Annotated in this window: 23 protein-coding genes; 10 read left to right on the top strand and 13 right to left on the bottom strand. The window is 66.9% G+C overall.

The genetic code is table 11. The annotated features are described in order from the left end of the window. Positions 1-68: 68 nt before the first annotated feature. Positions 69-284, top strand: a complete 216-nt coding sequence (locus ACFVTE_RS05225) for a helix-turn-helix domain-containing protein (RefSeq protein WP_043419585.1) — start codon at positions 69-71, stop codon at positions 282-284. Positions 285-298: 14 nt separating this feature from the next. Here the strand turns inward: ACFVTE_RS05225 and ACFVTE_RS05220 are convergent, their stop codons facing one another. Beyond that, a complete protein-coding gene (locus ACFVTE_RS05220; protein WP_387097802.1) occupies positions 299-868 on the bottom strand; it encodes a hypothetical protein in 570 nt (189 codons plus the stop codon). 156 nt (positions 869-1,024) lie between these two features. On the opposite strand from ACFVTE_RS05220, the gene ACFVTE_RS05215 reads away from it, so the two are divergent. Together ACFVTE_RS05215 and ACFVTE_RS05210 are read left to right on the top strand one after the other, a co-directional pair. Beyond that, on the top strand, positions 1,025-1,822 hold the full coding sequence (locus ACFVTE_RS05215) for a LysM peptidoglycan-binding domain-containing protein (protein WP_387097799.1): 798 nt from the start codon (positions 1,025-1,027) through the stop codon (positions 1,820-1,822). A 104-nt stretch (positions 1,823-1,926) separates the two neighbouring features. After that, positions 1,927-2,454, top strand: a complete 528-nt coding sequence (locus ACFVTE_RS05210; RefSeq protein WP_387097796.1) for an Rv3235 family protein — start codon at positions 1,927-1,929, stop codon at positions 2,452-2,454. Between the two features lie 60 nt (positions 2,455-2,514). Here the strand turns inward: ACFVTE_RS05210 and secA are convergent, their stop codons facing one another. The 7 genes from secA to mtrA all read right to left on the bottom strand — a co-directional run bounded on the left by secA (position 2,515) and on the right by mtrA (position 12,925). Continuing rightward, a complete protein-coding gene (secA, locus tag ACFVTE_RS05205; RefSeq protein WP_387097793.1) occupies positions 2,515-5,244 on the bottom strand; it encodes a preprotein translocase subunit SecA in 2,730 nt (909 codons plus the stop codon). 85 nt (positions 5,245-5,329) lie between these two features. Continuing rightward, complete coding sequence (locus ACFVTE_RS05200; RefSeq protein WP_387097790.1) at positions 5,330-6,544, bottom strand: winged helix-turn-helix domain-containing protein; 1,215 nt, start codon at positions 6,542-6,544, stop codon at positions 5,330-5,332. 29 nt (positions 6,545-6,573) lie between these two features. Next, entirely contained in the window at positions 6,574-7,299 is a 726-nt protein-coding gene (gene hpf, locus ACFVTE_RS05195) for a ribosome hibernation-promoting factor, HPF/YfiA family (protein ID WP_387097787.1), read from the bottom strand. A gap of 143 nt (positions 7,300-7,442) precedes the next feature. Continuing rightward, positions 7,443-8,381: a ComF family protein gene (locus ACFVTE_RS05190; RefSeq protein ID WP_387097784.1), complete on the bottom strand. Its 939-nt coding sequence runs from the start codon at positions 8,379-8,381 to the stop codon at positions 7,443-7,445. 83 nt (positions 8,382-8,464) lie between these two features. Next, complete coding sequence (locus ACFVTE_RS05185; RefSeq protein WP_387098330.1) at positions 8,465-10,174, bottom strand: LpqB family beta-propeller domain-containing protein; 1,710 nt, start codon at positions 10,172-10,174, stop codon at positions 8,465-8,467. Between the two features lie 5 nt (positions 10,175-10,179). Continuing rightward, the gene (gene mtrB / locus ACFVTE_RS05180; RefSeq protein WP_387097781.1) at positions 10,180-12,279 is read right to left on the bottom strand and encodes an MtrAB system histidine kinase MtrB; all 2,100 of its coding nucleotides are present in this window, start codon (positions 12,277-12,279) and stop codon (positions 10,180-10,182) included. Further along, positions 12,251-12,925 carry an MtrAB system response regulator MtrA gene (mtrA, locus tag ACFVTE_RS05175; RefSeq protein ID WP_387097776.1) on the bottom strand — a complete coding sequence of 225 codons (675 nt, stop codon included), beginning with the start codon at positions 12,923-12,925 and terminating at the stop codon, positions 12,251-12,253. The genes mtrB and mtrA overlap by 29 nt, the downstream gene beginning before the upstream one ends. Before the next feature lie 196 nt (positions 12,926-13,121). On the opposite strand from mtrA, the gene ACFVTE_RS05170 reads away from it, so the two are divergent. The 6 genes from ACFVTE_RS05170 to ACFVTE_RS05145 all read left to right on the top strand — a co-directional run bounded on the left by ACFVTE_RS05170 (position 13,122) and on the right by ACFVTE_RS05145 (position 19,538). After that, the gene (locus ACFVTE_RS05170; RefSeq protein WP_387097773.1) at positions 13,122-14,540 is read left to right on the top strand and encodes a hypothetical protein; all 1,419 of its coding nucleotides are present in this window, start codon (positions 13,122-13,124) and stop codon (positions 14,538-14,540) included. Continuing rightward, complete coding sequence (locus tag ACFVTE_RS05165; RefSeq protein WP_387097770.1) at positions 14,537-15,244, top strand: DUF4129 domain-containing protein; 708 nt, start codon at positions 14,537-14,539, stop codon at positions 15,242-15,244. Before ACFVTE_RS05170 ends, ACFVTE_RS05165 begins: the two co-directional genes overlap by 4 nt. Positions 15,245-15,366: 122 nt before the next feature. Next, complete coding sequence (locus ACFVTE_RS05160; protein WP_387097767.1) at positions 15,367-16,470, top strand: DUF4350 domain-containing protein; 1,104 nt, start codon at positions 15,367-15,369, stop codon at positions 16,468-16,470. 56 nt (positions 16,471-16,526) lie between these two features. Next, positions 16,527-17,507, top strand: coding sequence for an AAA family ATPase (locus tag ACFVTE_RS05155; RefSeq protein WP_387098328.1), 981 nt, complete (start codon positions 16,527-16,529; stop codon positions 17,505-17,507). A 4-nt stretch (positions 17,508-17,511) separates the two neighbouring features. Next, a complete protein-coding gene (locus tag ACFVTE_RS05150) occupies positions 17,512-18,804 on the top strand; it encodes a DUF58 domain-containing protein (RefSeq protein ID WP_387097764.1) in 1,293 nt (430 codons plus the stop codon). Continuing rightward, on the top strand, positions 18,804-19,538 hold the full coding sequence (locus ACFVTE_RS05145; RefSeq protein WP_387097761.1) for a DUF4166 domain-containing protein: 735 nt from the start codon (positions 18,804-18,806) through the stop codon (positions 19,536-19,538). The genes ACFVTE_RS05150 and ACFVTE_RS05145 overlap by 1 nt, the downstream gene beginning before the upstream one ends. 9 nt (positions 19,539-19,547) lie before the next feature. On the opposite strand, the gene ACFVTE_RS05140 is transcribed toward ACFVTE_RS05145, so the two are convergent. Beyond that, positions 19,548-20,588 (bottom strand): hypothetical protein, encoded by a 1,041-nt coding sequence (locus ACFVTE_RS05140; RefSeq protein ID WP_387097758.1) that lies wholly within the window; start codon positions 20,586-20,588, stop codon positions 19,548-19,550. Between the two features lie 3 nt (positions 20,589-20,591). Further along, on the bottom strand, positions 20,592-21,014 hold the full coding sequence (locus tag ACFVTE_RS05135; RefSeq protein WP_387097755.1) for a chorismate mutase: 423 nt from the start codon (positions 21,012-21,014) through the stop codon (positions 20,592-20,594). 96 nt (positions 21,015-21,110) lie between these two features. Here ACFVTE_RS05135 and ACFVTE_RS05130 point away from each other — a divergent pair, with 96 nt between their 5' ends. Further along, the gene (locus tag ACFVTE_RS05130; protein ID WP_387097752.1) at positions 21,111-21,767 is read left to right on the top strand and encodes an NADPH-dependent F420 reductase; all 657 of its coding nucleotides are present in this window, start codon (positions 21,111-21,113) and stop codon (positions 21,765-21,767) included. A gap of 75 nt (positions 21,768-21,842) precedes the next feature. On the opposite strand, the gene ACFVTE_RS05125 is transcribed toward ACFVTE_RS05130, so the two are convergent. From ACFVTE_RS05125 to ACFVTE_RS05115, 3 genes are read right to left on the bottom strand one after another with little or no spacing between them, the layout of a single operon-like run. After that, entirely contained in the window at positions 21,843-23,558 is a 1,716-nt protein-coding gene (locus tag ACFVTE_RS05125) for an ABC transporter ATP-binding protein (RefSeq protein ID WP_387097749.1), read from the bottom strand. Continuing rightward, positions 23,555-24,577: an ABC transporter permease gene (locus tag ACFVTE_RS05120; protein ID WP_387097746.1), complete on the bottom strand. Its 1,023-nt coding sequence runs from the start codon at positions 24,575-24,577 to the stop codon at positions 23,555-23,557. The genes ACFVTE_RS05125 and ACFVTE_RS05120 overlap by 4 nt, the downstream gene beginning before the upstream one ends. Position 24,578: 1 nt before the next feature. Next, on the bottom strand, positions 24,579-25,670 hold the full coding sequence (locus ACFVTE_RS05115; protein ID WP_387097743.1) for an ABC transporter permease: 1,092 nt from the start codon (positions 25,668-25,670) through the stop codon (positions 24,579-24,581). Positions 25,671-25,771 lie beyond the last annotated feature (101 nt).

Raw genomic sequence — 25,771 nt, 5'->3', positions numbered from 1 at the left:
TATTCAGGCAAACAACATCAAACTGTGGATAACCGCATCATCCATACCAAGGGTGGCACAATTGGACTATGCCCCGATTCCTTACGCTTGCAGATGTAGCCGAACAGCTTCAGATCAATGCGCCGGCAGCGTATGCCCTCGTCCGGAGCGGCGAACTGAAGGCAATCCAGGTGGGTGGCCGCGGCCAGTGGCGTGTCGAGGAAAAGATGCTTGAGCAGTACATCGAAGAGCGCTACGCCGAGGCAAGCCGCATGATTCAAGAGGCAAAGTCCAAGTCCGTTTGAGCACGGGAGGGCCGTCAGAGTTCCCCGCCGCGCCGTGAGCGGAGCGCACTCAGCGACTGGAACGGCACAGTAGCCACGTCGGCAACGCGGCCGGCCCGGCGCGCTTCGCCGGGCAATGTCAGTGCGAGGTCAAAGAAATCCCGCCCCACCCTGTCGATTACGCCCGGCAGCTGCAGGTCCGGTGACCGGCCTGCCAGCAGGACGGTAAGTTCTGCCCTGTCCCTTGCGAGCCCCCGCAGCGCGCTGGCAAGGCCGAGTTTCCGGCGCACGATGGATACCTCGGCCACTGCAAACCGCCCGAGGCCGGTGTAGTGACCCACGGCGGCATAAGGTATCAGCACCTGGTGCGTCGGCTCTTCAATGACCAGGCTTTCGGACCCCGCATGGCTGAGCGTGCCGGCAAAGACAGGCCCCGAATTCAGGTGGACGCCGACGTGGCAGCCCACGGATCCCCGCAGCCTGTCATCGAGCGCAATGGCGGCCGTGTCAGCCCGGGAACGCTCGGCAATCTCGGACTCCATGCCCAGGACCCCGGCTTCGGCGAGCTGCTGCTCCAGATCCTGAAAAAGTGCATTCCATCGCATTGCGCCAGCGTAGGCCCGCGCCCGAAGGCGGTCAATTAATCCACAAACTTTCCTATCTCCATAGACAACCTCAATACAGCTGCTGCAAACTGTCTCCATCAGGGCAAAACACATCAAAGTGGATCAAACTGCATCAAACACTAATTGGGGGAAGTCATGGCGGAAGAGGTTCAGCGTCCGGTGAGGGCGGAGGCTGCCCTGGCGGTGGTCATTCTGGGGCTCGGAGTCTTTCTGGCTCTCACCGGGTCCGGGATCGTCAATCACTGGAGGCGGTCCGCGGATCGCCAGCAGGCGTTGGTCTTCGATGACCTGCTGGGACTGCTGGCCCTCGCCGCCGGGCTGACCGTCATCGCCTGGTGGCTGCTGTCCCTGGCCACCGCCTTCGCTTCGGCGCTCCTGGAACGGACGGGGCATCACGCTGCCGCCCGCGCCACGGGGCGGTTCAGCCCTGTTTTCATGCGCCGGCTGGCGTTGGCCACGGTGGGCGTCCAGCTCCTCGGGGCACCGCTTGCCCAGGCGGATGAATTGCCGGCCGCAGCCCTTTCCTCTAACAACGGATCGTCCCTCTCCGCAGCGTGGGGTCCCCTGGCGGAGCGGCGGCCGGACCTGCCCGCCGGCCATTCCGCGGGGTACGGGGTCGCCCAAAGATCAGTCCCGGACCCCGGCGAACTCCAGCCCCAGTGGAGGCCACGCGTCCCGGTTGTGCAGCCCGGCCTCGTCAGCTCATTGCCTACCAGGGCAACGGCGAAGCCAGCCAATGCCCGCCGTGAAGTGCCCGTACGTGCCGGCGAATCGCTGTGGACCATTGCCGCACGCGAACTGGGGCCCAGCGCCTCAGAGCTGGAGGTAGCAGCCCGCTGGCCGCTCTGGTATCAGGCCAACCTGAAGGTCATCGGCCCCGATCCCAATGTCCTTCTCCCGGGCCAGCTCCTCAGGCCGCCGCCTCCGCCGTAAGCGGCGCCGGCACCCGCTTCTTCCGCGCTACCTTCCCCGTCTACGCCCCAAGGACCGGCCCCTCCCGCGGCCGTCCCAAGCCAGCCCTACCAGAAGGACCGATCATGACTGCAGTAACTCCTACACGGCGTGCTGGAAACGCTGTTCTTCAACCCGTCCCGCCCGTGCCGGAACGAACAGCGCCGGCACCCTCGCCGGCAGGACAAACTGGCCCGGCGCAAGGCCATTCCAAGCAAACCCTAACGGCTGAAACGCGGCTTTCGGTTGTTCCCGGCCCCTGCGACGAGGCGCGTGAGATCTGCGCCATCACCCGGGCCACGGTCCAGGCTGCCATCGAAGTCCTGGCGGGAACGAGGCCCATCCACCAGCTGGCACGGCGGCTGGACCAGCGCTGCCTCACCGTGCTCCAGCACCGGGCGGCCCTCACCCGGCGGGTGGCTGGCCGGGCTCCCCGGAAAATGGGGCTGCTTCACCGCAATGCGTCGGTCCGCTCTGTCCGGGCGTGCGGGGTGACGCCTGACGTTTACGAAGCCAGTGCGGTGGTGATTGATGAACTGCGGGTCCGGGCAGTCGCCGTCCGGCTGGAACGCAGCAAAAACGTTTGGCGTGTCACAGCCCTGGAGATTGGCTGACGCGGAAACAGGAAAGGACCGGAGCACGAAGCTCCGGTCCCTTTCCGTCATATCCGCTGGCTAGCGCTTTTTCTTCTTGTCGCGCCGGTCCTGCGATGCGGCCTTGGCGGGGTTGCCCGAACGGCCCGCAGCCCTGCCCTCGATCCGGGTCTCGGCTCCGCCGTCCTCCCGGGGCGCGGTGTACTGGAGCTGGGCGGGCTTTTCCGGCGCTTCGAGGCCGGCGGCCCGGATCTGCGGCTCGTGGTGTTCGGTGTGGCCGCCGGCGGCATCGGCCACCACAACGTCCTCGGCCGGCGTGACTTCCACTTCGAGGTTGAAGAGGAAGCCGACGCTCTCCTCCCGGATGGCTTCCATCATGGACTGGAACATCGTAAAACCTTCACGCTGGTATTCCACCAGCGGGTCACGCTGGGCCATGGCGCGCAGGCCGATGCCTTCCTTCAGGTAGTCCATCTCGTACAGGTGCTCCTGCCACTTCCGCCCGATGACGGAGAGGACAACGCGCCGCTCGAGCTCACGCATGCTCTCGGAGCCGATCGCTTCCTCGCGTGCCTGATACACCAGCTTGGCGTCAGACATGATTTCTTCCTTCAGGAACTCCACGGTGATGCGCGACTTGCCGCCGGCCTCGTCGATGACGTCGTGCGGCGTCACAGTGACGGGGTACAGCGTCTTGAGGTTGGTCCAGAGCTGGTCGAAGTCCCAGTCGTCACCGTTGCCTTCGGCGGTTGCTTCGTCAATCAGTGCGTTGATGGTGTCTTCCAGGAAGTACTGCACCTTTTCGTGAAGGTCGTCGCCCTCCAGGATCCGGCGGCGGTCGCCATAGATGGCTTCGCGCTGGCGGTTGAGGACGTCGTCGTACTTCAGGACGTTCTTGCGCTGCTCGGCGTTGCGCCCTTCGACCTGCCCCTGGGCGGAGGCAATGGCACGCGAGACCAGCTTGGATTCCAGCGCCACGTCGTCGGGCACGGAGCTGTTCATCAGCCGCTCCGCTGCACCCGAGTTGAACAGGCGCATGAGGTCGTCGGTCAGCGAGAGGTAGAAGCGGGACTCGCCGGGGTCGCCCTGGCGGCCGGAGCGGCCGCGGAGCTGGTTGTCGATCCGGCGGGATTCGTGGCGCTCGGTTCCCAGCACGTACAGGCCGCCCAGGCCCAGGACTTCCTCGTGCTCGTCCTTGACGGCCTTCTTCGACGCCTCCAGCGCTCCCGGCCAGGCAGCCTCGTACTCGTCGGAGTTCTCCTCCGGGTCAAGCCCGCGCTGCGCCAACTCGGCGATGGCGGTGAACTCGGCGTTGCCGCCCAGCATGATGTCGGTACCGCGGCCGGCCATGTTGGTGGCGACGGTGACAGCGCCCTTGCGTCCGGCCTGGGCAACGATGGCTGCTTCACGGGCGTGGTTCTTGGCGTTCAGAACCTCGTGCCGGATGCCCTCCTTCGCCAGCAGGCGGGAGAGGTACTCGCTCTTTTCGACGCTCGTGGTACCCACCAGGACCGGCTGGCCCTTCTCGTGGCGTTCGGCGATGTCCCGGACCACGGCCTCGAACTTCACGACCTCGTTCTTGTACACGAGGTCGGACTGGTCGATCCGCTGCATGTCGCGGTTCGTGGGGATGGCCACCACGCCGAGCTTGTACGTGCTCATGAATTCGGCGGCTTCGGTCTCGGCCGTGCCTGTCATGCCGGAGAGCTTGTCGTACATGCGGAAGTAGTTCTGCAGCGTCACCGTGGCGAGCGTCTGGTTTTCAGCCTTGATCTCGACGCCCTCTTTGGCTTCGATCGCCTGGTGCATGCCCTCGTTGTAGCGGCGGCCAGCCAGAATACGGCCGGTGTGCTCGTCGACGATGAGGACCTCGCCGTCGAGGATGACGTAGTCCTTGTCCCGCTTGAACAGCTCCTTGGCCTTGATGGCGTTGTTGAGGAAGCCGATCAGCGGCGTGTTGGCGGATTCGTAGAGGTTCTGGATGCCGAGGTAGTCCTCAACCTTTTCGATTCCGCTTTCGAGAACCCCGACGGTGCGCTTCTTCTCATCAACTTCGTAGTCTTTCTCCGGCTGCAGCCGCAGGACCACCTTGGCGAACTCGCTGTACCAGCGGTTGGTGTCACCCTGGGCCGGGCCGGAGATGATCAGCGGTGTGCGGGCCTCGTCGATGAGGATCGAGTCGACTTCATCGACGATCGCAAAGTTGTGGCCGCGCTGCACCAGCTCGGACTTGTCCCAGGCCATGTTGTCGCGGAGGTAGTCGAAGCCGAATTCGTTGTTGGTGCCGTACGTGATGTCGGCGGCGTATTGCTCACGGCGCACAGACGGGTCCTGGTTGGCCAGGATGCAGCCGCTGGTGAGCCCCAGGAAGCGGTACACGCGGCCCATCAGCTCGGACTGGTATTCGGCCAGGTAGTCGTTCACGGTGACAACATGGACGCCTTTTCCGGTGAGGGCGTTGAGGTAGGCCGGAGCAGTGGCCACCAGAGTCTTGCCTTCACCGGTCTTCATTTCGGCGATGTTGCCCAGGTGCAGGGCCGCGCCACCCATGAGCTGCACATCGAAGTGCCGCATGCCGAGTGTGCGCGAGGACGCCTCGCGCACGGCCGCGAAGGCTTCCGGCAGGAGGTCATCAAGCTTCTCGCCGTCCTGGTGGCGCGCGCGGAGCCGGTCTGTTTCTTCACGCAGTTCCGCATCCGTGAAGGTTTGGAACGAGTCTTCAAGGGCATTAATGGAATCAGCATAGTTCCGCAGTTGCCTCAGGAGCTTTTTGTCACCTGTGCGGAGAATTTTTTCGATTAGTGATGCCACGTGAAGTTGCTCCCAGTCTCATGCTGCCGAATTCTGGCGTGATTTAGTCTACGGGAGAGACGCATGGCACGTTGCCCCTGTTCCCTCACAGCGGATAGCCGTTGCCGGCAGCCGCAACGGCGGGCGCAAGGTCCCCCACCGGCGAGACGGCTATGCCGTCCAGTCCCAGCCACTCTGCCATCAGCTGGAGTTCGGCGGCGAGTTCCACGGCGGTGTCCGCCGGGGCGTCCGGCTCACCGAAGCACGCCTTGGCAAGCAGCAGGCCCGCGGCCCGGTCTGCCTTCAGGTCTACCCTGGCCACGATGCGGTCCCGCAGAAGGAACGGAAGCACATAGTAACCAAAGCGGCGCTTGGCCACCGGGGTGTAAATCTCGATTCGGTAGTGGAATCCGAAGAGTTCTTCGAGCCTGCGCCGTTCAAACACGAGCGAATCGAACGGGCTGAGCAGCGCCCTGCCGGTTGCCTGGCGCGGCAGCCGTGCTTCGGCGTGCCGGTACACGTTCCGGTCCCAGCCTGCCACGGTCACTGGCTCGAGGCGTCCGGCGTCAACGAGTCGCTGCACCGAGGCCGCGGCTGCTTTGACCGGAGTCCTGAAGTAGTCGGCGAAACACCGAACGGTCCCGATCCCGTGGGCCTGTGCTGCCGCATCGATGAGCCTATCCATGGCGGCCGACGGATCCGGCACCGCGTCGAGGTCATGCCCGGGCAAGACCTGGCGGGTCAGTGCGTACTGCCTCTCGAACTGGTCAGTCCTTGAGGCCGACGAGACGACCCCTTCCTCGAACAGGTGCTCGAGGACGCGTTTGACGGCGTTCCAGTTCCAGCCCCAGTTGACGTGCTTGCGGTCTTCAACATGCCCCAGCCTGGCGGTGAGTTCGGCGGCGGTCATGGGCCTGCCGTCGGCGAGCGCATCAAGGACCCTGCCCGTCACACCGGAGCGCAGCCCGGGGTCCATTCCCGCTGCCCCGACCCACTTCCGGTTCTGCCACACCACCAGGTCCAGGAAATGTTCCGGGCGGATATAGCTGGCTTCGTGGGCCCAGTACTCCATCATGCGCCGCGGGTGCCGGCCGGCCATGTGCTGGAGGATGGAGCGGTCGTAGGCGCCGAGCCTCGAATAGAACGGGAGGAAGTGGCTGCGGGCCAGAACGTTGACCGAATCGATCTGGACGAGTTGGATCCGGGCAAAGGTCCGGCCCACCGCCCGTGAGGTCACGGGTCCGGCGGGCCGTCCTTTGTCCAGTCCCTGGGCTGCCAGTGCGATCCGCCGTGCCTGCGTGAGGCTCAGCGATGCACCCATGTCAGCCGTTTCGTTGTCTGGGCTCCATCTTATGCAGTTGCGGCTGCATCATCCGAGCGGTACGCAAGGATTTTCTCCTCGTGCGTGTTCTCGCCGGGTTCGCAGTAATGGTCGAGGGTGATAACCCCGTAGGTCCAGCCGCGGCGGCGGTACACAACCGATGGTGCACTCGTGGCCTTGTCCACGAAAAGGTAAAAGTCGTGACCGATAAGTTCCATATTGTCCACGGCGTCGTCAAGGGTGAGGGACGCGGCCGGGAATACTTTGCGCCGAATCAGTACCGGCGAGTCGCCGGCAGGGATGTCGTTGTCGACGTCGTACGGCGATTTGTCAGCCGGTTCCGGAGCGGCCTGGGTGCTATTGCCCGCTTCGACGTAGATCGGCTGGTTGGAGCTTGCGGGCTCCAGTGTTGCAGTTGCCTCGCGTACTGCCTTGGGCGTGTGCCGCCCGTGGTGGACCTTCTTGCGGTCCTTGGCCCTGCGCAGCCGCTCAAGCAGCTTGTTGTAGGCGAGGTCGAACGCGGCGAACTTATCTGCGGCGCTTGCTTCGGCACGGATCACGGGGCCGCGGCCCAGGACTGTCACTTCAACCGTGAGCTGGTCACCGGTCTGCCGCGCGTTTGTTTCCTTTGAAACCTTCGCGTCGACCCTCTGGACCTTGTCCCCAAGCGATTCGATCTTTGAGATCTTCTCGCCGGCGTATTCGCGGAAGCGGTCCGAGACCGTCAGATTCCGTCCGCTGATCATGAACTCCATGGTGCCCTCCAAATGACTTCGGTGACACGACGGCGGCACTTCCGGGGGACGAGCTGATTGACAGTCGAGCCCCTTTCCGAGCCGCTATCGAAAGGTACAACTGATCTTGGTACCCATATCCGACGTTAGTTCATAGCAACCAGTTATTCATCCTTTCGCAGTTTATTTTTTTCTATGTCCCAGCTATCCCCCAGCCCGTCCCCAGGGCGCCGCGACTGCGCCGGGGCGGCCGCCGCATCCGGTGCGCGGGTGGCGGCAAGGACCAAGGCGCCGCGGACGATTCCGCCGGCTTCGTGGATGGCCCGGGCCGCTTCCGCCAGGGTGGCGCCGGTGGTAAGGACGTCGTCGATGATGATGCACTGCCTCCCCCGCAGCGAGCGTCCACGGGCTCCCCGCGTGGTGCGCATGGAACCGCGGACCCGTCGGGACCTGTCTCCCCTGCCGAGTCCTTTTTGCCCTCCGGTCAGTCCTGCTCCGGCTCCGGGGCTGCGAACCTTGCGCAGGGCATCATTGCATTCCGTTCGGGGGTCGTTGCGGCCACGCCCGACGCCGGCCAGCAGCAGGTGAACGGGGCTGAAACCACGTTTCCGGTACGCGCTGCCGCTGGTGGGGACCGGAACGAGGACCATGCCGTCCGCTCCGGCATGTGCCGCCGAAAGCGTGTGGGCGAGGACCTTCGACAGCACCCGCCGCAGTTGACCCTGGCCGTGGCGTTTGAAGGCCAGAATGGACTGTGAGAGCTCCTCACGGTAGATGCCCGCCGCAACCACAGGAAGGATCACCGACCCGTCGGTATCCATCAGCGCAGGCGCCCCCGTCTCCGCCCGGAAGGGATGGCGGGTGAGCATCCGGAGCCTGCGTTCGCAGCCGGCACATAGCGCCAGGTCCTCCTTGCCGCAGCAGACGCATTCCACGGGCAGCGCGAGGGCCACGACGTCGGCAGCGGCCCCCGCCAGCAGGTCCCAGGCCTGCAGGAGAGGCTGCCGGTGCTCCCCGCGGTGGCGGGCATGCCATAGCGGCTGAACCAGCAGGTCAGGATCTGCCGAGGTCCTCTGCCCCTCTCCCGTCCGATGGCTCCCCACGCTTTAAGGGTGCAGCGATGGATTCGGCCCGCAAAAGAGCGAGCAGTGTCCATGTGGAAAAGTCGGCCAAAACCCAGTGCAGGTCAGCCGGGGAAGGACGGGTCCGTGGGTCCCCGGAGCTGTGCCGACCAGCCATTGCCGAGCCTCTGGAAGACGCCGTCCCTGGACTGCGCATAGATCTCCTCGGGGCCGTTGCCGGCGCTGAGGGCAACCAGCCCCGGCCACGGGGCAAGTTTCTGCGGCTGGGACGAGGAGAGGGACAGCAGTTCGGGAGTCACGTTCGCCGTGGCGTCACCCTTCATGACCACCGCCGTGGTGTCGTTCACCCACACTCCCTGGTCCGGGTTGCCGCTGGCCTGCAGAGTAGTGGGCGCCGTCAGTTCCTTGGGAGTGCCGTCAGCACCGCGGATGATCCCGGTCACCTGCACCCGTGTAGTGCCGTTCTGTTCGGAGATCACCAGAGCCCGTACACCTTCCCGGGACACCCGGAAGTCCTTGACCGTGCGGCCGGCCAGCCAGGACGGCGTCAGCGTCACGGAAGGAACCCGCGCCCCCTGGGCGATTCCCGTGGGACGGAAGGCGGTCACCTCCGTGATGCCCTGCGCCCCCGGCCCCGCGGTCCACAGCCAGTCGTGCAGGCTGAACGTCGGGTGCGTCAGCGTGCTGCGGGTGGTCAGGGCGCGCGCCGGCTGGCCGGGCACCATCGAATAGAGGGTGCTGCGGCTGCCGTTCAGGAAGGCCACCGTCTGCGAGACGGGCGACTCGGCAGGCGAGCGAGGTTTCAGCAAGGCCACCGGCTGCATGTCGGGCAGCGGTGACACCCTGTTGTTCTCGTACCGCACCAGCTCGTTGTTGCTGACGGCGATCTGGCGCGCGGGCACGTTCCTGTTCTGGACCGGCGGCAGCACCGAGCCGTTGTCCTCCACCCGGACGAGGTCCTGGTTGGCCCGCAGCTCCACGTTGATAACGTCCGGCTGGCTACGGAATGTAAGGGCCAGCTGCGTCTGCATCCGGAGCCGGTCCTCGGTGGACGCGTCGGTCAGCTCCTTCGCCGACAGATCGACCTGGGCTGCACCCGAGACGACGGGCACAGACTCCCTGGCAAGTTTCATTCCGGACGGGAACGCGCTGACGACGGCGCCCTTCAGGTACGGGGCGGGCCCGCCGAGCAGGGCGCTCGTCATGGATTTAACTGTCTTCTTTTTAATGAACCAGCGGACATCCGGGACGGCGTAAGTGAAGCTGGGGTCATAGAAGTAGATGGGGTAGGCGCCGTAGATGACCTTGAAGGTTTCCTCGGGGATGGCGGTGCCATCGGGGATCTTGGAAATGCGCCATTCGCCGTCAACCTGTACCAAAGTCACGGGGATGTTTTCCTTGGTTCCTTCCGGCATCTGGGTGGCCACGCCGTCGGAATCCACTGAGTATGCGACGTCCAGTTCGTAGTTGTAGACGCCTTCGACGCCGGTCTTCACCACGCGCTCGGAGCGGAACACCAGCGTCCGCTGGTCAGGCTTCCAGGCCACCGAGGACGCCTGCGTGAGGTACTGCCGTGCCACGGCGTAGTCATCCTCGTACCCGCTGCCTGCCAGGTAGAAGTCCTCAATGACCGCTTCGGGGCTGGACCCGGTGCGCGGGGCGACGGGAAAGAACACCGGCGCGTTGGGATTTCCTGCGCTTTCGTCGGTGCTCTTTCCAACGGGGCCGGAACGCGGAATCTGGGCGCACGATGCCAGGAACAGCAGAACGACGGCCAGCAGCCCAGCGGCCAGTCTGCGGGCCGCCGGGCGCACCCGGCTCACGGGCGCTCCCCCGTGCGCGCTGCCTCAGGTGTTCCCGGCCGGACGGCCGCGGCATTCTCGGCTTCCCCGGCCTGCGAAACGCCGCCACCGGAGTTCCCGGCGTCCGCCGGGCCCCCGGTAGCCGGGCTCGCGGTAGCAGGGCCCGCGGCGGCAGAATCATGGGGCACAAAATCTCCGGCCGCGAAGTCCCCGGGCGCAGCGGTGGCGCCCGGCCCCAGGACAAGGACACTGTGGTCCCCGGGCGTGCCGAGGCCCACGTCCGCAGGTTCGAGCGGCAGCGGCGACTTTGTGATGGTGCCGCCCTGTCTAAGAGGCAGCGTGAGCCGGAAGCTGGAACCGACGCCGGTATTTCCCCAGGCCTGCAGCCAGCCGTTGTGCAGTTTGGTGTCTTCAGTGGCAATGGACAGGCCCAGGCCGCTGCCGCCGGTGGTGCGGGCCCGGGCGGGGTCGGCGCGCCAGAAACGGTCGAACACCCGTGCCGCCTCGGCCGGACTCATGCCGATTCCGTGGTCCCGCACGGTGACGGCAACGGCGTCCGCGTTGGAGGCGACGGCGATATTGACGGGCCGGCCTTCGCCGTGTTCCAGGGCGTTCAGGATCAGGTTCCGCAGGATCCGGTCAATGCGCCGGGAATCCATTTCCACCACAACGCTGCCCTCCGGCGCATTCAGCATCATCTTCGAACCGTATTCTTCGGCGACGGGGGCCGCGCCCTCCATTACATGCGAAATGAGCTGGACGATGTCCGTCGCGTCGGCGTCGAGCATGGCGACGCCGGCGTCGAACCGGGAAATTTCGAGCAGGTCCGCCAGCAATGACTGGAACCTCTCCACCTGGTTGTAGAGCAGTTCGGCCGACCTCTTGTTAATGGGGTCGAAATCGTTGCGGGCGTCGTACAGCACCTCGGCGGCCATCCGCACAGTGGTCAGCGGCGTGCGGAGCTCATGGGAGACGTCGGACACGAAGCGCTGCTGCATCTGGGACAGCGTGGCCAGCTGGGTGATCTGCTCCTGCAGGCTCGCGGCCATGTGGTTGAACGACGCCCCGAGCCGGGCCACCTCGTCCTCGCCCTTGACCACCATGCGTTCCTGCAGCTGGCCTGCCGCCAGCTTTTCCGACACCACCGCGGCATGGCTGACGGGGCTCACCACGTTGCGGGTGACATACCAGGCGATCGCGCCAATCATGAGGATCAGCGCAGCGCCGCCGGCCCAGAGGACGTTTTGGATTTCGTTGAGGGTCTGCTGTGCGGTGTTGAGGTCGTAGATCAAATAGAGCTCATACACAGTGCCGTTGAACGTCACCTTGTTGCCGACGGCGATCCCAGGCCGGTCCTCGGTCCCTACGGGGAATTCGGTGGAAGCCCAGAACTGTTCCTTGCCGGAATCCTGGACGGCCTTCCGGAGGTCGGGCGGGATGACGCTGATGGTCAATTGGTCGGATGCCCGCGATTCCACCCACCGGTTACGGGGCTTGGTCTGCTCCGGCATCGCCTCAAACACGTAACGGCGCTGGATTACCGAGCCCTTGCCCTCCACCGCGTTCAGGGTGTCATAGACGAGGGTGATCACGCTGGACTGGTCGGTGACCTGGGCGCCGTCGAACGTGTCCTGCACCTGCTTGACGTTGTAGCGGGTCTCGGACTCCGCCTGCGTCAGCCGTTCCTGGAACAGGTTGTTGGCGATCTGGTTGGACAGATAAGCGCCGACGATCGCGAACGAGCTGATGGACAGCAGCAGGGTGGTCAGGACCGTGCGGAACTGCAGCGACCGGCGCCACCGCCGCTGCAGGGAATGCAGCAGATACCGGATGCCGGGAAAAATCCGGTCGACACCGGCACGCACCAGGCGCGCCACCCGCAGCACGACGATCAGGGCGCGGCGCCGCCAGATCCGGGCCTGCGAGGGCAGCCTCGCGAGCCCGGCGCCAAAGGCGTCGGTGTGCTCCGGGACCGGACGGGGACCGGGTTTGCGTGAAGTATCCCGGGCATGCTCCGCCACGGGAGCGCTGCCGTGGGTTTCGGGACCGGATCCCGCGGGCGCTTCAGGGGGATTCTGGCCCTGCGGTTCAGGACCCTGCTTTGTAGCCGACACCACGAACCGTCAATACAACTTCCGGAGCTTCCGGATCACGTTCAATCTTTGACCTCAGTCGCTGGACATGGACATTGACCAGCCGGGTGTCAGCCGCGTGGCGGTAACCCCAGACCTGCTCCAGGAGCAGCTCACGGGTGAAAACCTGCCAGGGCTTGCGCGCCAGGGCCACCAGGAGATCGAACTCGAGGGGGGTCAGCGAAATCCGCTCGTCGCCGCGGCTCACGAGGTGGCCGGCGACGTCGATGGTGATATCTGCGATGCGCAGCGTCTCGGGTGCCTTCTGGTCGCCTGGGCGCAGGCGCGCCCGCACCCGGGCAACGAGTTCCGCCGGCTTGAAGGGCTTGGGGACGTAGTCGTCGGCACCTGATTCCAGTCCCCTGACCACATCGGAGGTGTCCGACTTGGCCGTCAGCATGACGATGGGAACGTCTGATTCGGAGCGGATCTGCCGGCATACCTCGATGCCGTCCGTGCCCGGCAGCATCAGGTCCAGGAGCACGAGATCCGGCTTTGACGAGCGAAACACGTCCAGAGCCTGTCCGCCGTCCGCGCAAAAGACGGGCTCAAAGCCGTCGTTGCGCAGGACAATGCCGATCATTTCTGCGAGCGCCTCGTCATCATCAACCACCAGAATGCGTGCCTTCATAGTTATATATTCCCTTATTGCCCTTGCTTTGTCTTATTGACGGAGTTTTCGGCGGGGCGCGTGCCGGGGCAGCGCACACCGCAGCCGGCGGTCCGTCCCGGGCGCTAACGGGCCCGGAAGCTAGGATGCCCGACGGCGGAACTATAGTCTGGAGGTGCCCGGCCGTTGGCCGGTGCGCACCTTGGGGAGGAACAGGTTGTCAGAGCAGGATCCGCAGCACCCGCCGTCCGGACACCGGCTACCTGACCACCGGCCGCCTGAATACCGCCCGCCGGAACCCTCCTCCTCCGACATCACCTCCCGGCCCCACAACCCGTGGGCACCACCGCAGCAGCCCTGGGGCGCACCCCCGCAGTGGGGCAGCCCGCAGCCCGGGCCATACCCGTCAGGTGCACAACAGCCCTACGGGCCTCCGCACCGGTGGGGTGCCGGGCCGTACTCTGCCGTTCCCTACCCCATGTACGCGGCCCCGCCGAAACCGGGCGTGGTGCCGCTGCGGCCGCTGATGTACGGCGAAATCATGGACGGGGCCTTCCAGACGATCCGGCGGAATCCCAAAGCGATGCTTGGCGCAGGCCTGCTGGCCCAGGCGCTGGGTGCTGTGATCACCGCCGTTGTCCCGATAGTTACCCCGGCCTCCGATGCTTCCGCGGAGGCCTGGCTGGGCAACCTCAGCACATCCGAGATGACCGGCATCGTCGCAGGTGTGGCGGGCGCCTTCATCCTCGTCGGACTGGTGTCCGTGTTCATCTCCGTGGTGATGCAGGGGGCCATGGTGGTCCCCGTGGCCAGATCCATCCTCAACCGACACACCGGGTTCCGGCAGATGTGGCTGCTGGCACGCAGCCGCGCCTGGGCGCTGGTCCGCCTGGCCGGGATCGGGATGGCAGCGGCGCTGCTGGGTGTGGCCCTCATCGCCGTGGCCACCGCGCTGCTGGCCAATTCGATGGGCACAGGGTCGCTGGTCATCGTGCTTCCGCTGTTTCTGGCCTTTATTGCGGCCATGATCTGGGTGTCCGTCAAGCTGACGGTCGCGCCCGCGGTCATCGTCGTCGAGGATTTGGGAGCGCTGGACGGCATCCGGCGCTCCTGGGCGGTCACCCGGGGAAGCTGGTGGCGCGTCCTCGGCATTGTCCTCGTCGTGTCGCTCCTCGCGGGCATCATCGGCCAGATCATCCTCATCCCGGTCACCCTGCTCTCCGGGCTGCTGACCACCGTCGCCGGCCCCCAGGACCCGGCCAGCCAGACGGCCACCCTGCAGGCAGTGGCCGGTGTGGCCACGGCTGTCGTTTCCGCCGCCGTCGGGGCGGTGGCGTTCGCCTTCCAGACGTCGGTCATGGCCCTGCTTTACATGGATTTGCGGATGCGCAACGACGGCTTGGATATCGCGCTGCTCCGGCTGCTGGAAACCGGAAACGACGACGGCGGCATCCCCGGCCGGGGCGTGCCCGTCTACAGCGCTGGCCGGAACAGCGCGGGCCCCAGCCAGCCCTGGCCTTACCAGCACGGGCATCACCAACAGGGCCCCTACCAGCCCGGGCCGCAGCAACCGGGACCTTACGGAAATTCAGCAGGCTGGCCGCCGCCCCCGGGCCCGCCAACGATGCCGGGATGATCGCCGTCGGCCTCGTCCCGATCCTGCGGCACGCGACGGTGCTGCTGCAGCCAACCCTGGAACCGCCGGTACGGCCTGACCGGGAAGAGGCGCGCCGCTGGGCCGTGGAGGAGCTCTCCAAACGCGAGTACCGGGACGCGGCCCCCGGCTGGCTGGAAACCCTCTGGCAGCAGTTCCTCGACTGGCTGCAGTCGGTGACCGATGGACAGTCGCCGGCCGATGGACCTTCGGTGGCGCCCTTCATCGGCCTGGGCATCGCCATCCTGATAGGCGTGGCCATCATCCTGGCACGGCCCCGGCTGAATGCCCGCCGCCGCGCACCGAAGGAAATCTTCGACAGCGAGACCGCCGCCACGGCAGCGGACTACCGCGAGCGCGCGAAAACGGCAGCCGCCCGCGGCGACTGGGTGGCCGCCGTCGTCGAGCAGTTCCGCGCACTGGTGAGTTCTGCCGAGGACCGGGCCGTTTTGGACCCCCAGCCCGGCCGGACAGCCGACGAGGCTGCCGGGCAGCTCACGCGCGCGTTCCCGGCAGCCAGCGACAAACTCGACGCCGCCGCCCGCATGTTCGACGCCGTCCGCTACGGCAGTGGAAGCGCCGTGGCAGCCGACTACGCCGCGCTGGTTGAGCTGGACTCTGCCCTGGAAAGGCTCACGCCCTCCTATGCAGAGGCCGGCCCCGGCGGACTGGCGGTGCCCCGGTGATCCCTCTTCCCGGCACGGAACCGGCAGGCCCGGAAGCGGCTGGCGGTGTTCTTGTCGCGGCCCCCCGCCGGAGAGCTGGCTGGTTCCGCAGGCACCGGGCGGGGCTGCTCTTCGGCATAGCCATGGCTGTCGCCCTTGCGGTGATCCTCATTCTCCAGACGACGCAACGGGCCGACAGCCAGGAGCTGTCCATCCGCAACCCCGGTCCCGGGGGCGCCAGGGCAGCAGCCCAGATCCTGGCAGGACAAGGAGTCACTGTCGAACAGACGGCGTCGTTCGAGGAAACTGTGGCAGCAGCGCGTGCGGCCGGCAGCAGCGGGTCCGGCTCGACGGTGCTGGTCTACGACCAACGCGGGTTCCTCGCGCCCGAAAGGCTCCGGCGGCTGCTCGCAGAGACAGACCGGCTGGTGGTGGTATCGCCGCGCCTGGCCACGCTGGCCGGCCTCGGCAGCACCATCCGGCAGGCCGGGGTGGTCCCCGGCTCTGAGCAGACCCTGCAGCCCGGATGCGCCGTTGAGGATGCCCAGGCCGCCGGCGACATCAGCGCCGACGGCGGCTTCCTCTACACCGGCGGCACCGTCTGCTACGGCGCCGGTGCCGCCGGCCGGGGCCTTTATGCCACGGCAGAGAGCGGGAGGCTTGTGGTCATCGGCAGCACGGCGGTGATCAGCAACCAGTTCCTGGCCTCGAACGGCAACGCCGCCCTCACCCTCCGGACCCTGGGCAGCCAGGGACACCTCGTCTGGTACCTGCCGGGTCCCGGGGACCTCGGCGGCAACCCCGCACCGAAGACCCTTGCCGAACTTGCCCCGGCGTGGTCGGCGTTTGTGGCCCCGTGGCTCATCGTGGTGGCCCTGTTCGCCGTGCTGTGGCGCGGACGCCGCCTGGGCCCGCTGGTCTTCGAGCCCCTGCCGGTGGTGGTGAAGTCCGCTGAAACCGCCGAGGGCAGGGCCCGCCTGTACCACGAGGCCCACGACGTAGCCCGGGCGGCGGACACTCTCCGGGCAGGCACCATCGTCCGGCTTGCCTTAGCCCTCCGGGTGGGCACCGCAGCCGGGTTTGCGGACATCGCCGGCTCTGACGTGGCGGCTGCCGCTGCCCGGCATCTGGACCGCAACGCCGCAGAAATCCAGCAGATCCTGCAACACCGTCCCGCAACCGAGGCCCAGCTTGTCCGCTGGGCCCAGGACCTTGTCCGACTCGAGAAAGAGGTAAAGGCCAGATGAGCCAGCAGCCAAACGGGCACCAGCACGGCACCTACGGCGAGGCGCCGGTGGGCACCATGGCCGCTCCGCGCACGCCAGACCATTCCCCGGATCCTGTCCGGCAGGCCCTGCTTGATGTCCGGCGGGAGGTGGCCAAGGCTGTTGTGGGCCAGGATTCCACCGTCACCGGCATGCTGATCGCTCTCTTGTCGCGCGGGCATGTACTGCTGGAAGGTGTGCCGGGCGTGGCCAAGACGCTGCTGGTCCGCGCCCTGTCGGCTGCCTTGAGCCTGGACACCAAACGCGTGCAGTTCACCCCGGACCTCATGCCCGGCGACGTCACGGGGTCCCTCGTATACGACGCCGCCAATTCGGAGTTCAGCTTCCGCGAAGGCCCCGTTTTCACCAACATGCTCCTGGCGGACGAAATCAACAGGACGCCGCCGAAGACCCAGGCCTCGCTGCTGGAAGCCATGGAGGAACGCCAGGTGTCCGTGGACGGTGTGTCGCGCCGGCTGCCCGTGCCGTTCATCGTGGCGGCCACGCAGAACCCCGTGGAGTACGAGGGCACCTACCCGCTGCCCGAGGCCCAGCTGGACCGCTTCCTCCTCAAGCTAACCATGCCCCTGCCGGACCGGGCCGCCGAAATCGAGGTGGTCCGAAGGCACGCCGCCGGCTTCGATCCCCGCGACCTCGCCGCCGCGGGCATCCGCCCGGTGGCGGGCGCCGATGAACTGGAACGGGCACGGCGGGCCGTGGCCGCCGTCGAGGTCTCGCCCGAGGTGCTCGGTTACATTGTGGACGTGGTCCGGGCAACGCGCGCCGCCCCGTCCTTCCAGCTTGGTGTCTCGCCGCGCGGTGCCACCGCGCTGCTGAACACTTCTCGGGCCTGGGCCTGGCTGTCCGGCCGGAACTTTGTCACCCCGGATGACGTCAAAGCCCTGGCCCAGCCGTGCCTGCGGCACCGTGTGGCGCTCCGGCCCGAAGCCCTGATGGACGGCGTCCAGGTGGACGACGTACTGGGCAGCATCCTGGCCTCCGTGCCGGTCCCCCGCTGATCTCGTGGCGATTTCCGGACGACTGGTGCTCCTGGCGGCGGCCGGGCTGGTGCCGGTACTGCTGTTTCCCGGCTGGCTGACAGTGCTTTCCGTGCTGCTGGTCCTCGGCGCCCTGGTCCTGGTGGACGTGCTTCTGGCCGCGGCACTGCAGCAGGTCTCGGTGGAAAGGTCGGCGCCCGTCAACGTTACGCTCGGAGGCACGGCGCACTCTGTTCTGACGCTGCATAACCGCGGCACGCGCAGGCTCAGGGCCGTGGTGCGTGACGCCTGGCAGCCATCCGCCGGGGCGGAAGACCCGGTCCAGGCCGCAGAGATTCCCGCCGGTGAACGGCGCCGCCTCAGAGTCAGGCTCCGGCCCGTCCGGCGGGGTGACCTCAGGGCGCCCCACGTCACCGTCCGCTCCTTCGGGCCGCTCCGGCTGGCCGCCCGCCAGAAAACGGTGCGGGCACCCGGGTCGTTGCGGGTGCTGCCGCCCTTCAATTCCCGGCGGCACCTGCCGTCAAAACTGCGCCGCCTGCGGGAGCTCGACGGCAAGGCGGCTGTGCAGATCCGCGGCGCGGGAACAGAGTTCGACTCCCTGCGCGACTATGTCCGCGGTGATGACGTCCGCTCCATCGACTGGCGGGCGACGGCGAGACGGTCCGCCGTCGTCGTCCGCACCTGGCGGCCGGAGCGCGACCGCCGCGTGGTGATCATGCTGGACACATCCCGGACCGCCGCCGCGCGTGTGCACGACGAACCCCGGCTGGACACGGGCATGGAGGCCGCGCTGCTGCTGGGCGTCCTGGCCGAACGCGGCGGTGACCGCGTCGATTTCTTCGCCTTCGACCGCAGGATGCGCGCCCGGGCAGGCACGACGGCGGGCGGCAATCTGCTGGGCCAGCTGGTGCAGGCCATGGCTCCGCTGCAGGCCGAACTCATCGAGCTGGACTGGGCACAGGTGCCGGCCCAGGTCCGCACGGTTTCGGCGCACCGTTCCCTCGTGGTCCTGCTGACCTCGCTGGACAGCGGCGCGCCGGAGGAAGGGCTCATTCCGATGGCGGCACGGCTCGCCCGGCAGCACGTCGTGGTGGTGGCTTCGGTCCGCGACCCGCTGCTGGGCGAGATGCTCGAGGACAGGACGACGGCGGCCCAGGTGTTCCGTGCTGCAGCCGCGGAACGCGCCTTGCTCGAGCGGGAAGCCGTGAGTGTCCAGCTGCGCCAGCTCGGCGTGGAGGTGGTGGACGCGGAGCCGCATCAGCTGCCACCGGCACTGGCCGACGCCTATATCCGGCTCAAGGCGGCGGGGCGGCTGTGATGACTGATCCGATCTACCGCCAGGCCCTTGGCGCTGACTTCCGCAGACTGCAGCCGGAACTGCAGGAGTACTTTTCGCTGGCCCCGGGCTCCGGCACCTTTGGCGTCGGCGAGGGCGTATTCGAGGTGGTGGGCTGCAGGCAGCGGTGGCTGCGGCCGCTGATGCGGCTGACCGCAGGCGAGCAGGCCTTCTTCCCGGAGTACGGCGAGGGCGTCCCGTTCCGGATCGAAAACCATGCGCACCTGGACCCCCTCGGCCGCTCCAGCCTGACAGCCCGGCGGGAGATCTTCTTCCCCGGGACCACCAGGATTTTCCAGGACACCACGAGTGTGGAGGCCGGCGGCGCCGGCGCCCAGGTCCTGGGCAACCAGGCCCGCCTGGTGGACTATGTGGGCCGGTACCGCCGGCTGGTCACTGACCTCAACCTCGGTGTGACAGCCGGGGGCCGGCTGCGGGGAGTCTCCGAAGTATCCCGCCTGTTCCTTGGCCCGGTCCGGTTGCCCCTCCCCGCTGCCCTCGACGCGAAAGCGTACGCGGAGCAGTGGTGGGACCCGGCCGCCGGCGAATCCGGACGGCACAGGATCCAGGTGAAGGTGATCCAGCCGCAGCTCGGCCTCGTCCTGGTGTATGCGGGCCACTTCGACTACCGGCTGGAGCCCTATCCCTCCGGGGAATCTTCGGCGGGCTTCCTTCCGGCCTATGCCAGGCCGGACCGCTGGGAGCGACGAACCTAGTGAGCTGGCTCAGCCGAGCGCGAGCTGGTTCAGGCCGTCGGCAACCTGCGTGAGCCGGGTAAGGACTTCCGTTGCGGCGGCCGGTGACTGATTTTCGAGGCCGCCCGACGGCGTGACCCGCACCGTTCCGAGCCCCGCCAGCGGCAGTCCGAGCTGCTGCCACGGACGCCGGACGGATTCAACAACATCGGACGCCTTCGGCACGCCGCCCGGACCGTCGGCCTGCAGCGCTCCGGCCCAAAGCCGCTTGCCTGCTTCTACTGCCTCCGCGAGCTGTTCCCACTGCCGGGTGGTCAGCGCCCGGAGCGGAACGGCAATGCCGTCAGCGCCCGCAGACAGGATCCGCTCGAACGGGGCCTCGATTTCCGGCACCGCAATGGCGACCTCCACCGCGCCGGCCTCGCGGAGGGCGTCGATCACCACGTGCCAGAGCTCCTGCACCTCCTGGCCCGGGACGGAGCGCAGGGTGCGGTACCCGCTGGAGGTGGGAATGGTTCCGGCAAGGACCGGGGCGATGTCCGGTTCGTCGAGCTGCACCACGAGCCTGGCCCCGGGCACCGCAGCAGCCACCTTGGCCAGGTGCGCGCCAACCCCGGCGGCCAGGGAGGCAGCGATGTCGCGGCGGGCGCCATGGTCGATCAGGGCACGCTCACCGTTGTGAAGGTGCAGTCCCGCCGCAAGGCTGAGGGGGCCCCGCAGCTGGACCTTGAGCTCGCCGGCCGCGCTGTCCTCTTCGCCGGCGATATCGGCCAGAACGTTGATGTCGGTGGACAGCGCTGACCTCGCCCGGACCATGTCGCGTCCGGGCCGGTCAACGATGCGCCAGCCATGCGGCTGGACATCCACTGCCAGGTCCACCAGGAGTGACGCGGTCCGTCCAATGGCGTCGGCGCCGACGCCGCGGTCGGGCAGTTCGGCGAGGAAGGGCAAGTGCGGGCTGCCGAGCTCACCCCGGATGATGCGGGTGGCCTCCAAGGGGTCCTGGCCCGGCCAGGGTCCCAGGGCCGTGGCCGTTACCTGGGCCGGCAGCTGGATCTTTGCGTCCGGCACGGCTTAAGCGGTGAACGGTGCGGAGGGGCTGGCCGTCCCGTTGGCCGTTGCGCCGGCGGCGTTGTGGTCCTCGGCGATCGCCTCGTGGTGCCGGATCACCTCGCCGATGATGAAGTTCAGGAACTTCTCTGCAAACGCCGGGTCAAGCTGCGCGTCCTCGGCGAGCCGGCGCAGGCGGGCGATCTGGGCTGTTTCACGCCCGGGGTCCCCCGCCGGGAGGCGGTGGGCCGCCTTGAGGAAACCCACCTTCTGCGTCGCCTTGAACCGCTCCGCCAGGAGGTAAACGAGGGTTGCATCAATGTTATCGATGCTCGACCGGATCGACAGCAGCTCCGCCATCACCGCAGGATCCACATGCCCGGCCAGGGAGCTGGCGGCGGGATTGTAGGAGTCGGTGTCAGGCAGATCATGGTTAAGCTCGGTCATGGTTCCAGTCTATGGGCAGCGCCGGATACTCTGCCCGTGTTAAGGATGCTGGCAGAGAATGTAACTGTTCGCACATACCGATGGAGGAGAATGCACATGAGGATCGCTGTTCTTGGTACCGGTGTGGTGGGCAGGACTTTGGCGGGAAAACTCGTGGAGTCCGGGCACGACGTCGTTCTCGGGTCACGAACCGCAACCAACGAGGCCGCGGTGCGGTGGGCAACGGAGGCGGGGCCGCGGGCCAGGGCCGCGACCTTCTTCGATGCCGCTGCGGAGGCCGAGGTTGTTATCAACGCGACACCCGGCGCAGTATCGCTCGAGGTGCTGGCCGCGGCCAGCACGGCGAACCTCGCCGGCAAGGTGCTCATCGATGTGGCCAATCCGCTGGATCACTCCGCGGGATTTCCGCCGTCGCTCTCCATCTCGAACACCGACAGCCTGGCGGAGACGATCCAGCGGGCGTTTCCCACGGTCCGCGTGGTGAAGGCGCTGAACACTATGCGCGCCGACGTCATGGTGGCGCCGGACCGGCTGGCCGGCGGGGACCACGATGTTTTCATGGCCGGGGATGACGCGGAGGCCAAGGACGTGGTGGCCCGACTCCTGCGGGAATTCGGCTGGCGGACCGAACACATCAGGGATCTTGGCCCGCTCGACGCGGCACGCGGGCTTGAGATGTGGCTGCCAATGTGGCTGCGGATCTTCCTGAAGCAGGGAGACAGCGTGTTCAACATCAAGGTGGTCTCTGAGTAGCCATCCGAAAGGCACGCGTCCCCGTCCTCGGCGGAGGACGGGGACGCGTGGCTGCCGCGCGGTTTCCCTGGTGCGCTAGATACCCAGCAGGGCGCGGTGGTCCTCCCGGCGCTTGGCCTGCTCGGCGGGATCCGGGACAGGCAGCGATGCGATGAGGCGCTTCGTGTAGTCATGCTGGGGGGCACCCATGACCTGGTGGCCAATCCCTTGCTCCACGAGTTTTCCCTTGTACAGCACGCCCACCCAGTGCGACAGCATGTCCACCACTGCGAGGTCGTGGCTGATGAACAGCGCCGCGAAGCCGAACTCCTGCTGGATTTCCTTGAAGAGTTCCAGGACTTTCGCCTGCACCGAAACGTCCAGTGCCGACGTCGGCTCATCTGCGATGAGCAGTTTCGGGTTCAGGATCAGCGCCCGTGCCAGTGAGGCGCGCTGGCGCTGCCCGCCGCTGAGCTCATGCGGGAAACGGTCAGCGTACGACGCCGGCAGCTGGACTGACTCCAGCAGCTCACCGACGCGTTTGCGCGCCTGAGCCGGGGACGGGTTGGTGTGGATCACCAGTGGTTCGGCGACGCAGTCGCCGATGGTCAGCTGCGGGTTGAAGGACGCCGCCGGGTCCTGGAAGACGAACCCGATCTCCTTCCGGAGCGGCTTGAAGCTCCGTTCTCTGAAGTTCAGCATCTCGTAGCCGAGCACGTTCAGGCTTCCGCCGGTGGTCCGGTTGAGTCCTGCGATGGCCCGCCCGATGGTCGTCTTGCCCGATCCCGATTCGCCGACGAGCCCGAACACCTCACCCTCGGATACCGTGAAGCTGACGCCGTCCACGGCCTTGAAGGCGGGGCTGCCCAGCCGTCCGGGATATTCGATGGTGAGGCCCTTCGCCTCCACCAGGACCTTGCCGTCCTGGTGCGCCCGTTCAGTCATCCCTTCCGACGCCGAATGCCGGCCCAGGTGGGGCACGGCGGCCAGCAGCCTGCGGGTGTACTCCTGCCGCGGCTCGGCGAAGAGGGTCTTCGCCGGGGCCTCCTCGACGACGTCGCCCCGGTACATCACCACGACGCGGTCGGCAAGGTCGGCCACCACGCCCATGTTGTGCGTGATCAGCACGATGGACGTCCCATACTTGTCCCGCAGATCCCGCAGGAGCTCCAGGATCTCCGCCTGCACGGTGACGTCCAGGGCGGTCGTGGGCTCGTCCGCCACGATCAGCCCCGGGTTCAGGGCGAGCGCGGCGGCGATGACCACGCGCTGCTTCTGGCCGCCGGAGAACTGGTGGGGGTAGTAGTTGACGCGCGTTTCCGGGTCCGGGATGCCGACTTTGCGCAGGGCTTCAATGGCCCTGGCTTTCGCCTCCTTCGCGGTAACCCGCTTTCCGCCGTCGCGTCCCGCATGGGCGAGGATCCCTTCGGCGATCTGCCAGCCGACGGTGAACACCGGGTTCAGTGCCGTGGAAGGCTCCTGGAAGACCATGGCCACGTCCCGTCCCCGGATCTGGCGGAGCCTGCCCGGAGAGACGCTGATGACGTTGCTGCCGTTGATCACCACGGCACCGGAGCTGATGGCCGTTTCCGGCAGCAGGCCCAGGATGGTCTTGGCCGTAACGGTCTTGCCGGAGCCGGATTCGCCCACAATGGCGAGCACCTCACCGGCCTTCACCTCAAGGCTCACGTCCTTGACGGCGTGGACGTCCCCGGCGTCGGTGGCGAACGTGACCTTGAGATGGTCGATGTCCAGCACCGGCCCGGCGCCGGCCGCGTGCCGGTCAGAAACAGATCCGATATTGATGGTCATGAGCTTCTCACATCTGCTGAAATGGCTGCCTGGGCCGCCAGGGTCGAGTCCGGTCCGCCCTTGTTCCCGGCGCGCCTGCGGCCGCGGAGGCGGGGATCGTTGAGGTCGTTGATGCTCTCGCCCACCAGGGTGAGGCCAAGCACCGTCCACACAATGGCGAGACCCGGGAACACGCCGGTCCACCAGATGCCGGACGTGGTGTCTGCCAGGGCCTTGTTCAGGTCGAAGCCCCATTCGGCGGCGGATGACGGCTCGATGCCGAAGCCCAGGAAGCCCAGGCCCGCGAGGGTCAGGATCGCTTCGGAGGCATTCAGGGTGAAGATCAGCGGCAGCGTGCGGGTGGCGTTCCGGTAGATGTGCCGTCCCATGATGCGGATACTGGAGGCACCCACGACCTTCGCCGACTCGACGAAGGGTTCCGCCTTGAGCCTGATGGTCTCCGCCCTGATGACCCGGAAGTACTGCGGGATGAACACCACGGTGATGGAGATCGCCGCGGCGAACACCCCGCCAAGGAGGCTTGACTCGCCGCCGCTGATGACGATGGCCATGACGATGGCCACGAGCAGGGACGGGAACGCGTAAACGGCGTCCGCCACCACCACGAGCACGCGGTCGAGCCAGCCGCCGAGGTATCCGCTCACCAGGCCGAGCATGACGCCGGCGAAGATGGACAGCACCACGGCCACCACGATCACGAGGATGGCGGTCTGGGAGCCCCAGATGACCCGGGACAGGACATCGTAGCCGCCCACGGTGGTGCCCAGCAGATGCTTTCCGCCGGGCGGCTGCTGCGTGGGGAAGCTGCCGTCGGCGTCGGAGAGCTGGGAAAATCCGTAGGGTGCCAGCAGCGGCGCGAAGATGGCGGTCAGAAGGAACACGCCGGTCAGGACGAGTCCGACGACGAGCATGCCGCGCTGGAGTCCGACGCTCTTGTTGAAATGGGAGATCACGGGCAGCCGCTTAAGCAGCGGGGCCCTGCGGTCCACGGTGGTTTCCACCGGAGTGGCAGTGCTCATGTCAGTACCTCACGCGGGGATCGATCAGCGCGGCCACGATGTCCACGATGAAGTTGGTGACGGCGACGATGACGGCCAGGAGCACCACGATGCCCTGGACGGCCACGAAGTCACGGGCGGTCAGGTAGTTGGCCAGCTGGAAGCCCAGGCCCTTCCACTCGAAGGTGGTCTCGGTGAGCACAGCACCGCCCAGCAGCACGGCGATCTGCAGGCCCATCACGGTGATGATGGGGATCAGGGCCGGCTTGTAGGCGTGTTTGGTGACCAGCCGGAATTCGCTGACACCCCGTGAGCGTCCCGCTTCGATGTAGTCCCGGCCCAGGGTTCCAATGACGTTGGTGCGCACCAGCCGGAGGAAGATGCCGGCCGTCAGCAGGCCCAGCGCGACGGCGGGCAGGACCGCGTGCGCCATCACGTCTCCGAGGGCAGCCATGTTGCCGCTTCTGAGCGCATCCAGCCAATAGATTCCCGTAGGCGCCTGGAGCCCGGTGAGCGCCAGTTCGGTGGAGGTCTTCGCCCGGCCCGCCACGGGGAGCCAGCCAAGCCAGACGGAGAAGGTCAGCTTGAGCAGGAGCCCGGCAAAGAACACCGGGGTGGCATAGCAGAGGATGGCAAAGACCCGCAGCACGGCGTCGGGCAGGTGGTCCCGCCGGTGGGCTGCGATCATCCCGAAGGGAATGCCCACCAGCAGCGCGACGATCAGCGCATTGATGGTCAGTTCGAGCGTGGCTGAGCCGTACGTGACCAGCATCTCGGTGACCTTGCGGTTATCGGACAGCGTGGTTCCGAAGTTGCCGGTGATGAGCTGGCCCAGGTATTCGAAATACTGCACGGGAAGCGGGCGGTCATAGCCGGCCGCGTGGATCCGTTCCTGCAGCTGCTCCGGGGGCAGCCGGCCGCCCAGCGCGGCCGTGATGGGATCGCCCGTGATCCTCATGAGGAAGAACACCATGGTGACCAGAATGAAAATTGTCGGAAAGATCAGGAGGAACCTGATCAGGAGGTATTGGCCCAGTCCCCCGCCGGACTTCTTTTTCTTAGTCGGCAAAAGGCCGTCGGCGTCGCTTGGCGGCGCCTCAATGAGAGTTGTCATTACTGCCTGATTCTGTGTTTCCGGTTCCGCAACGGACCCGGAATCGGCTGTTCACTGGCCAGCAGGAAGGCGGGACGCCGGGAAGGCGACCCGCCTCCTTG

The organism is Arthrobacter sp. NPDC058097, from assembly GCF_042884885.1.
GTDB lineage: Bacteria > Actinomycetota > Actinomycetes > Actinomycetales > Micrococcaceae > Arthrobacter.
This window is presented reverse-complemented; position numbering and strand designations above follow the sequence as displayed.

Excerpts from the sequence above, each read along its gene's own strand:
- ACFVTE_RS05115 (WP_387097743.1), bottom strand. The coding sequence starts at position 25,670 with ATGACAACTCTCATTGAGGCGCCGCCAAGCGACGCCGACGGCCTTTTG.
- ACFVTE_RS05160 (WP_387097767.1), top strand. The coding sequence starts at position 15,367 with ATGGCTGTCGCCCTTGCGGTGATCCTCATTCTCCAGACGACGCAACGG.
- ACFVTE_RS05225 (WP_043419585.1), top strand. The coding sequence starts at position 69 with ATGCCCCGATTCCTTACGCTTGCAGATGTAGCCGAACAGCTTCAGATC.
- ACFVTE_RS05200 (WP_387097790.1), bottom strand. The coding sequence starts at position 6,544 with ATGGGTGCATCGCTGAGCCTCACGCAGGCACGGCGGATCGCACTGGCA.
- ACFVTE_RS05125 (WP_387097749.1), bottom strand. The coding sequence starts at position 23,558 with ATGACCATCAATATCGGATCTGTTTCTGACCGGCACGCGGCCGGCGCC.
- ACFVTE_RS05145 (WP_387097761.1), top strand. The coding sequence starts at position 18,804 with ATGACTGATCCGATCTACCGCCAGGCCCTTGGCGCTGACTTCCGCAGA.
- ACFVTE_RS05120 (WP_387097746.1), bottom strand. The coding sequence starts at position 24,577 with ATGAGCACTGCCACTCCGGTGGAAACCACCGTGGACCGCAGGGCCCCG.
- hpf (WP_387097787.1), bottom strand. The coding sequence starts at position 7,299 with ATGGAGTTCATGATCAGCGGACGGAATCTGACGGTCTCGGACCGCTTC.
- ACFVTE_RS05165 (WP_387097770.1), top strand. The coding sequence starts at position 14,537 with ATGATCGCCGTCGGCCTCGTCCCGATCCTGCGGCACGCGACGGTGCTG.
- ACFVTE_RS05135 (WP_387097755.1), bottom strand. The coding sequence starts at position 21,014 with ATGACCGAGCTTAACCATGATCTGCCTGACACCGACTCCTACAATCCC.
- ACFVTE_RS05220 (WP_387097802.1), bottom strand. The coding sequence starts at position 868 with ATGCGATGGAATGCACTTTTTCAGGATCTGGAGCAGCAGCTCGCCGAA.
- mtrA (WP_387097776.1), bottom strand. The coding sequence starts at position 12,925 with ATGAAGGCACGCATTCTGGTGGTTGATGATGACGAGGCGCTCGCAGAA.
- ACFVTE_RS05130 (WP_387097752.1), top strand. The coding sequence starts at position 21,111 with ATGAGGATCGCTGTTCTTGGTACCGGTGTGGTGGGCAGGACTTTGGCG.
- ACFVTE_RS05155 (WP_387098328.1), top strand. The coding sequence starts at position 16,527 with ATGGCCGCTCCGCGCACGCCAGACCATTCCCCGGATCCTGTCCGGCAG.
- ACFVTE_RS05210 (WP_387097796.1), top strand. The coding sequence starts at position 1,927 with ATGACTGCAGTAACTCCTACACGGCGTGCTGGAAACGCTGTTCTTCAA.
- ACFVTE_RS05215 (WP_387097799.1), top strand. The coding sequence starts at position 1,025 with ATGGCGGAAGAGGTTCAGCGTCCGGTGAGGGCGGAGGCTGCCCTGGCG.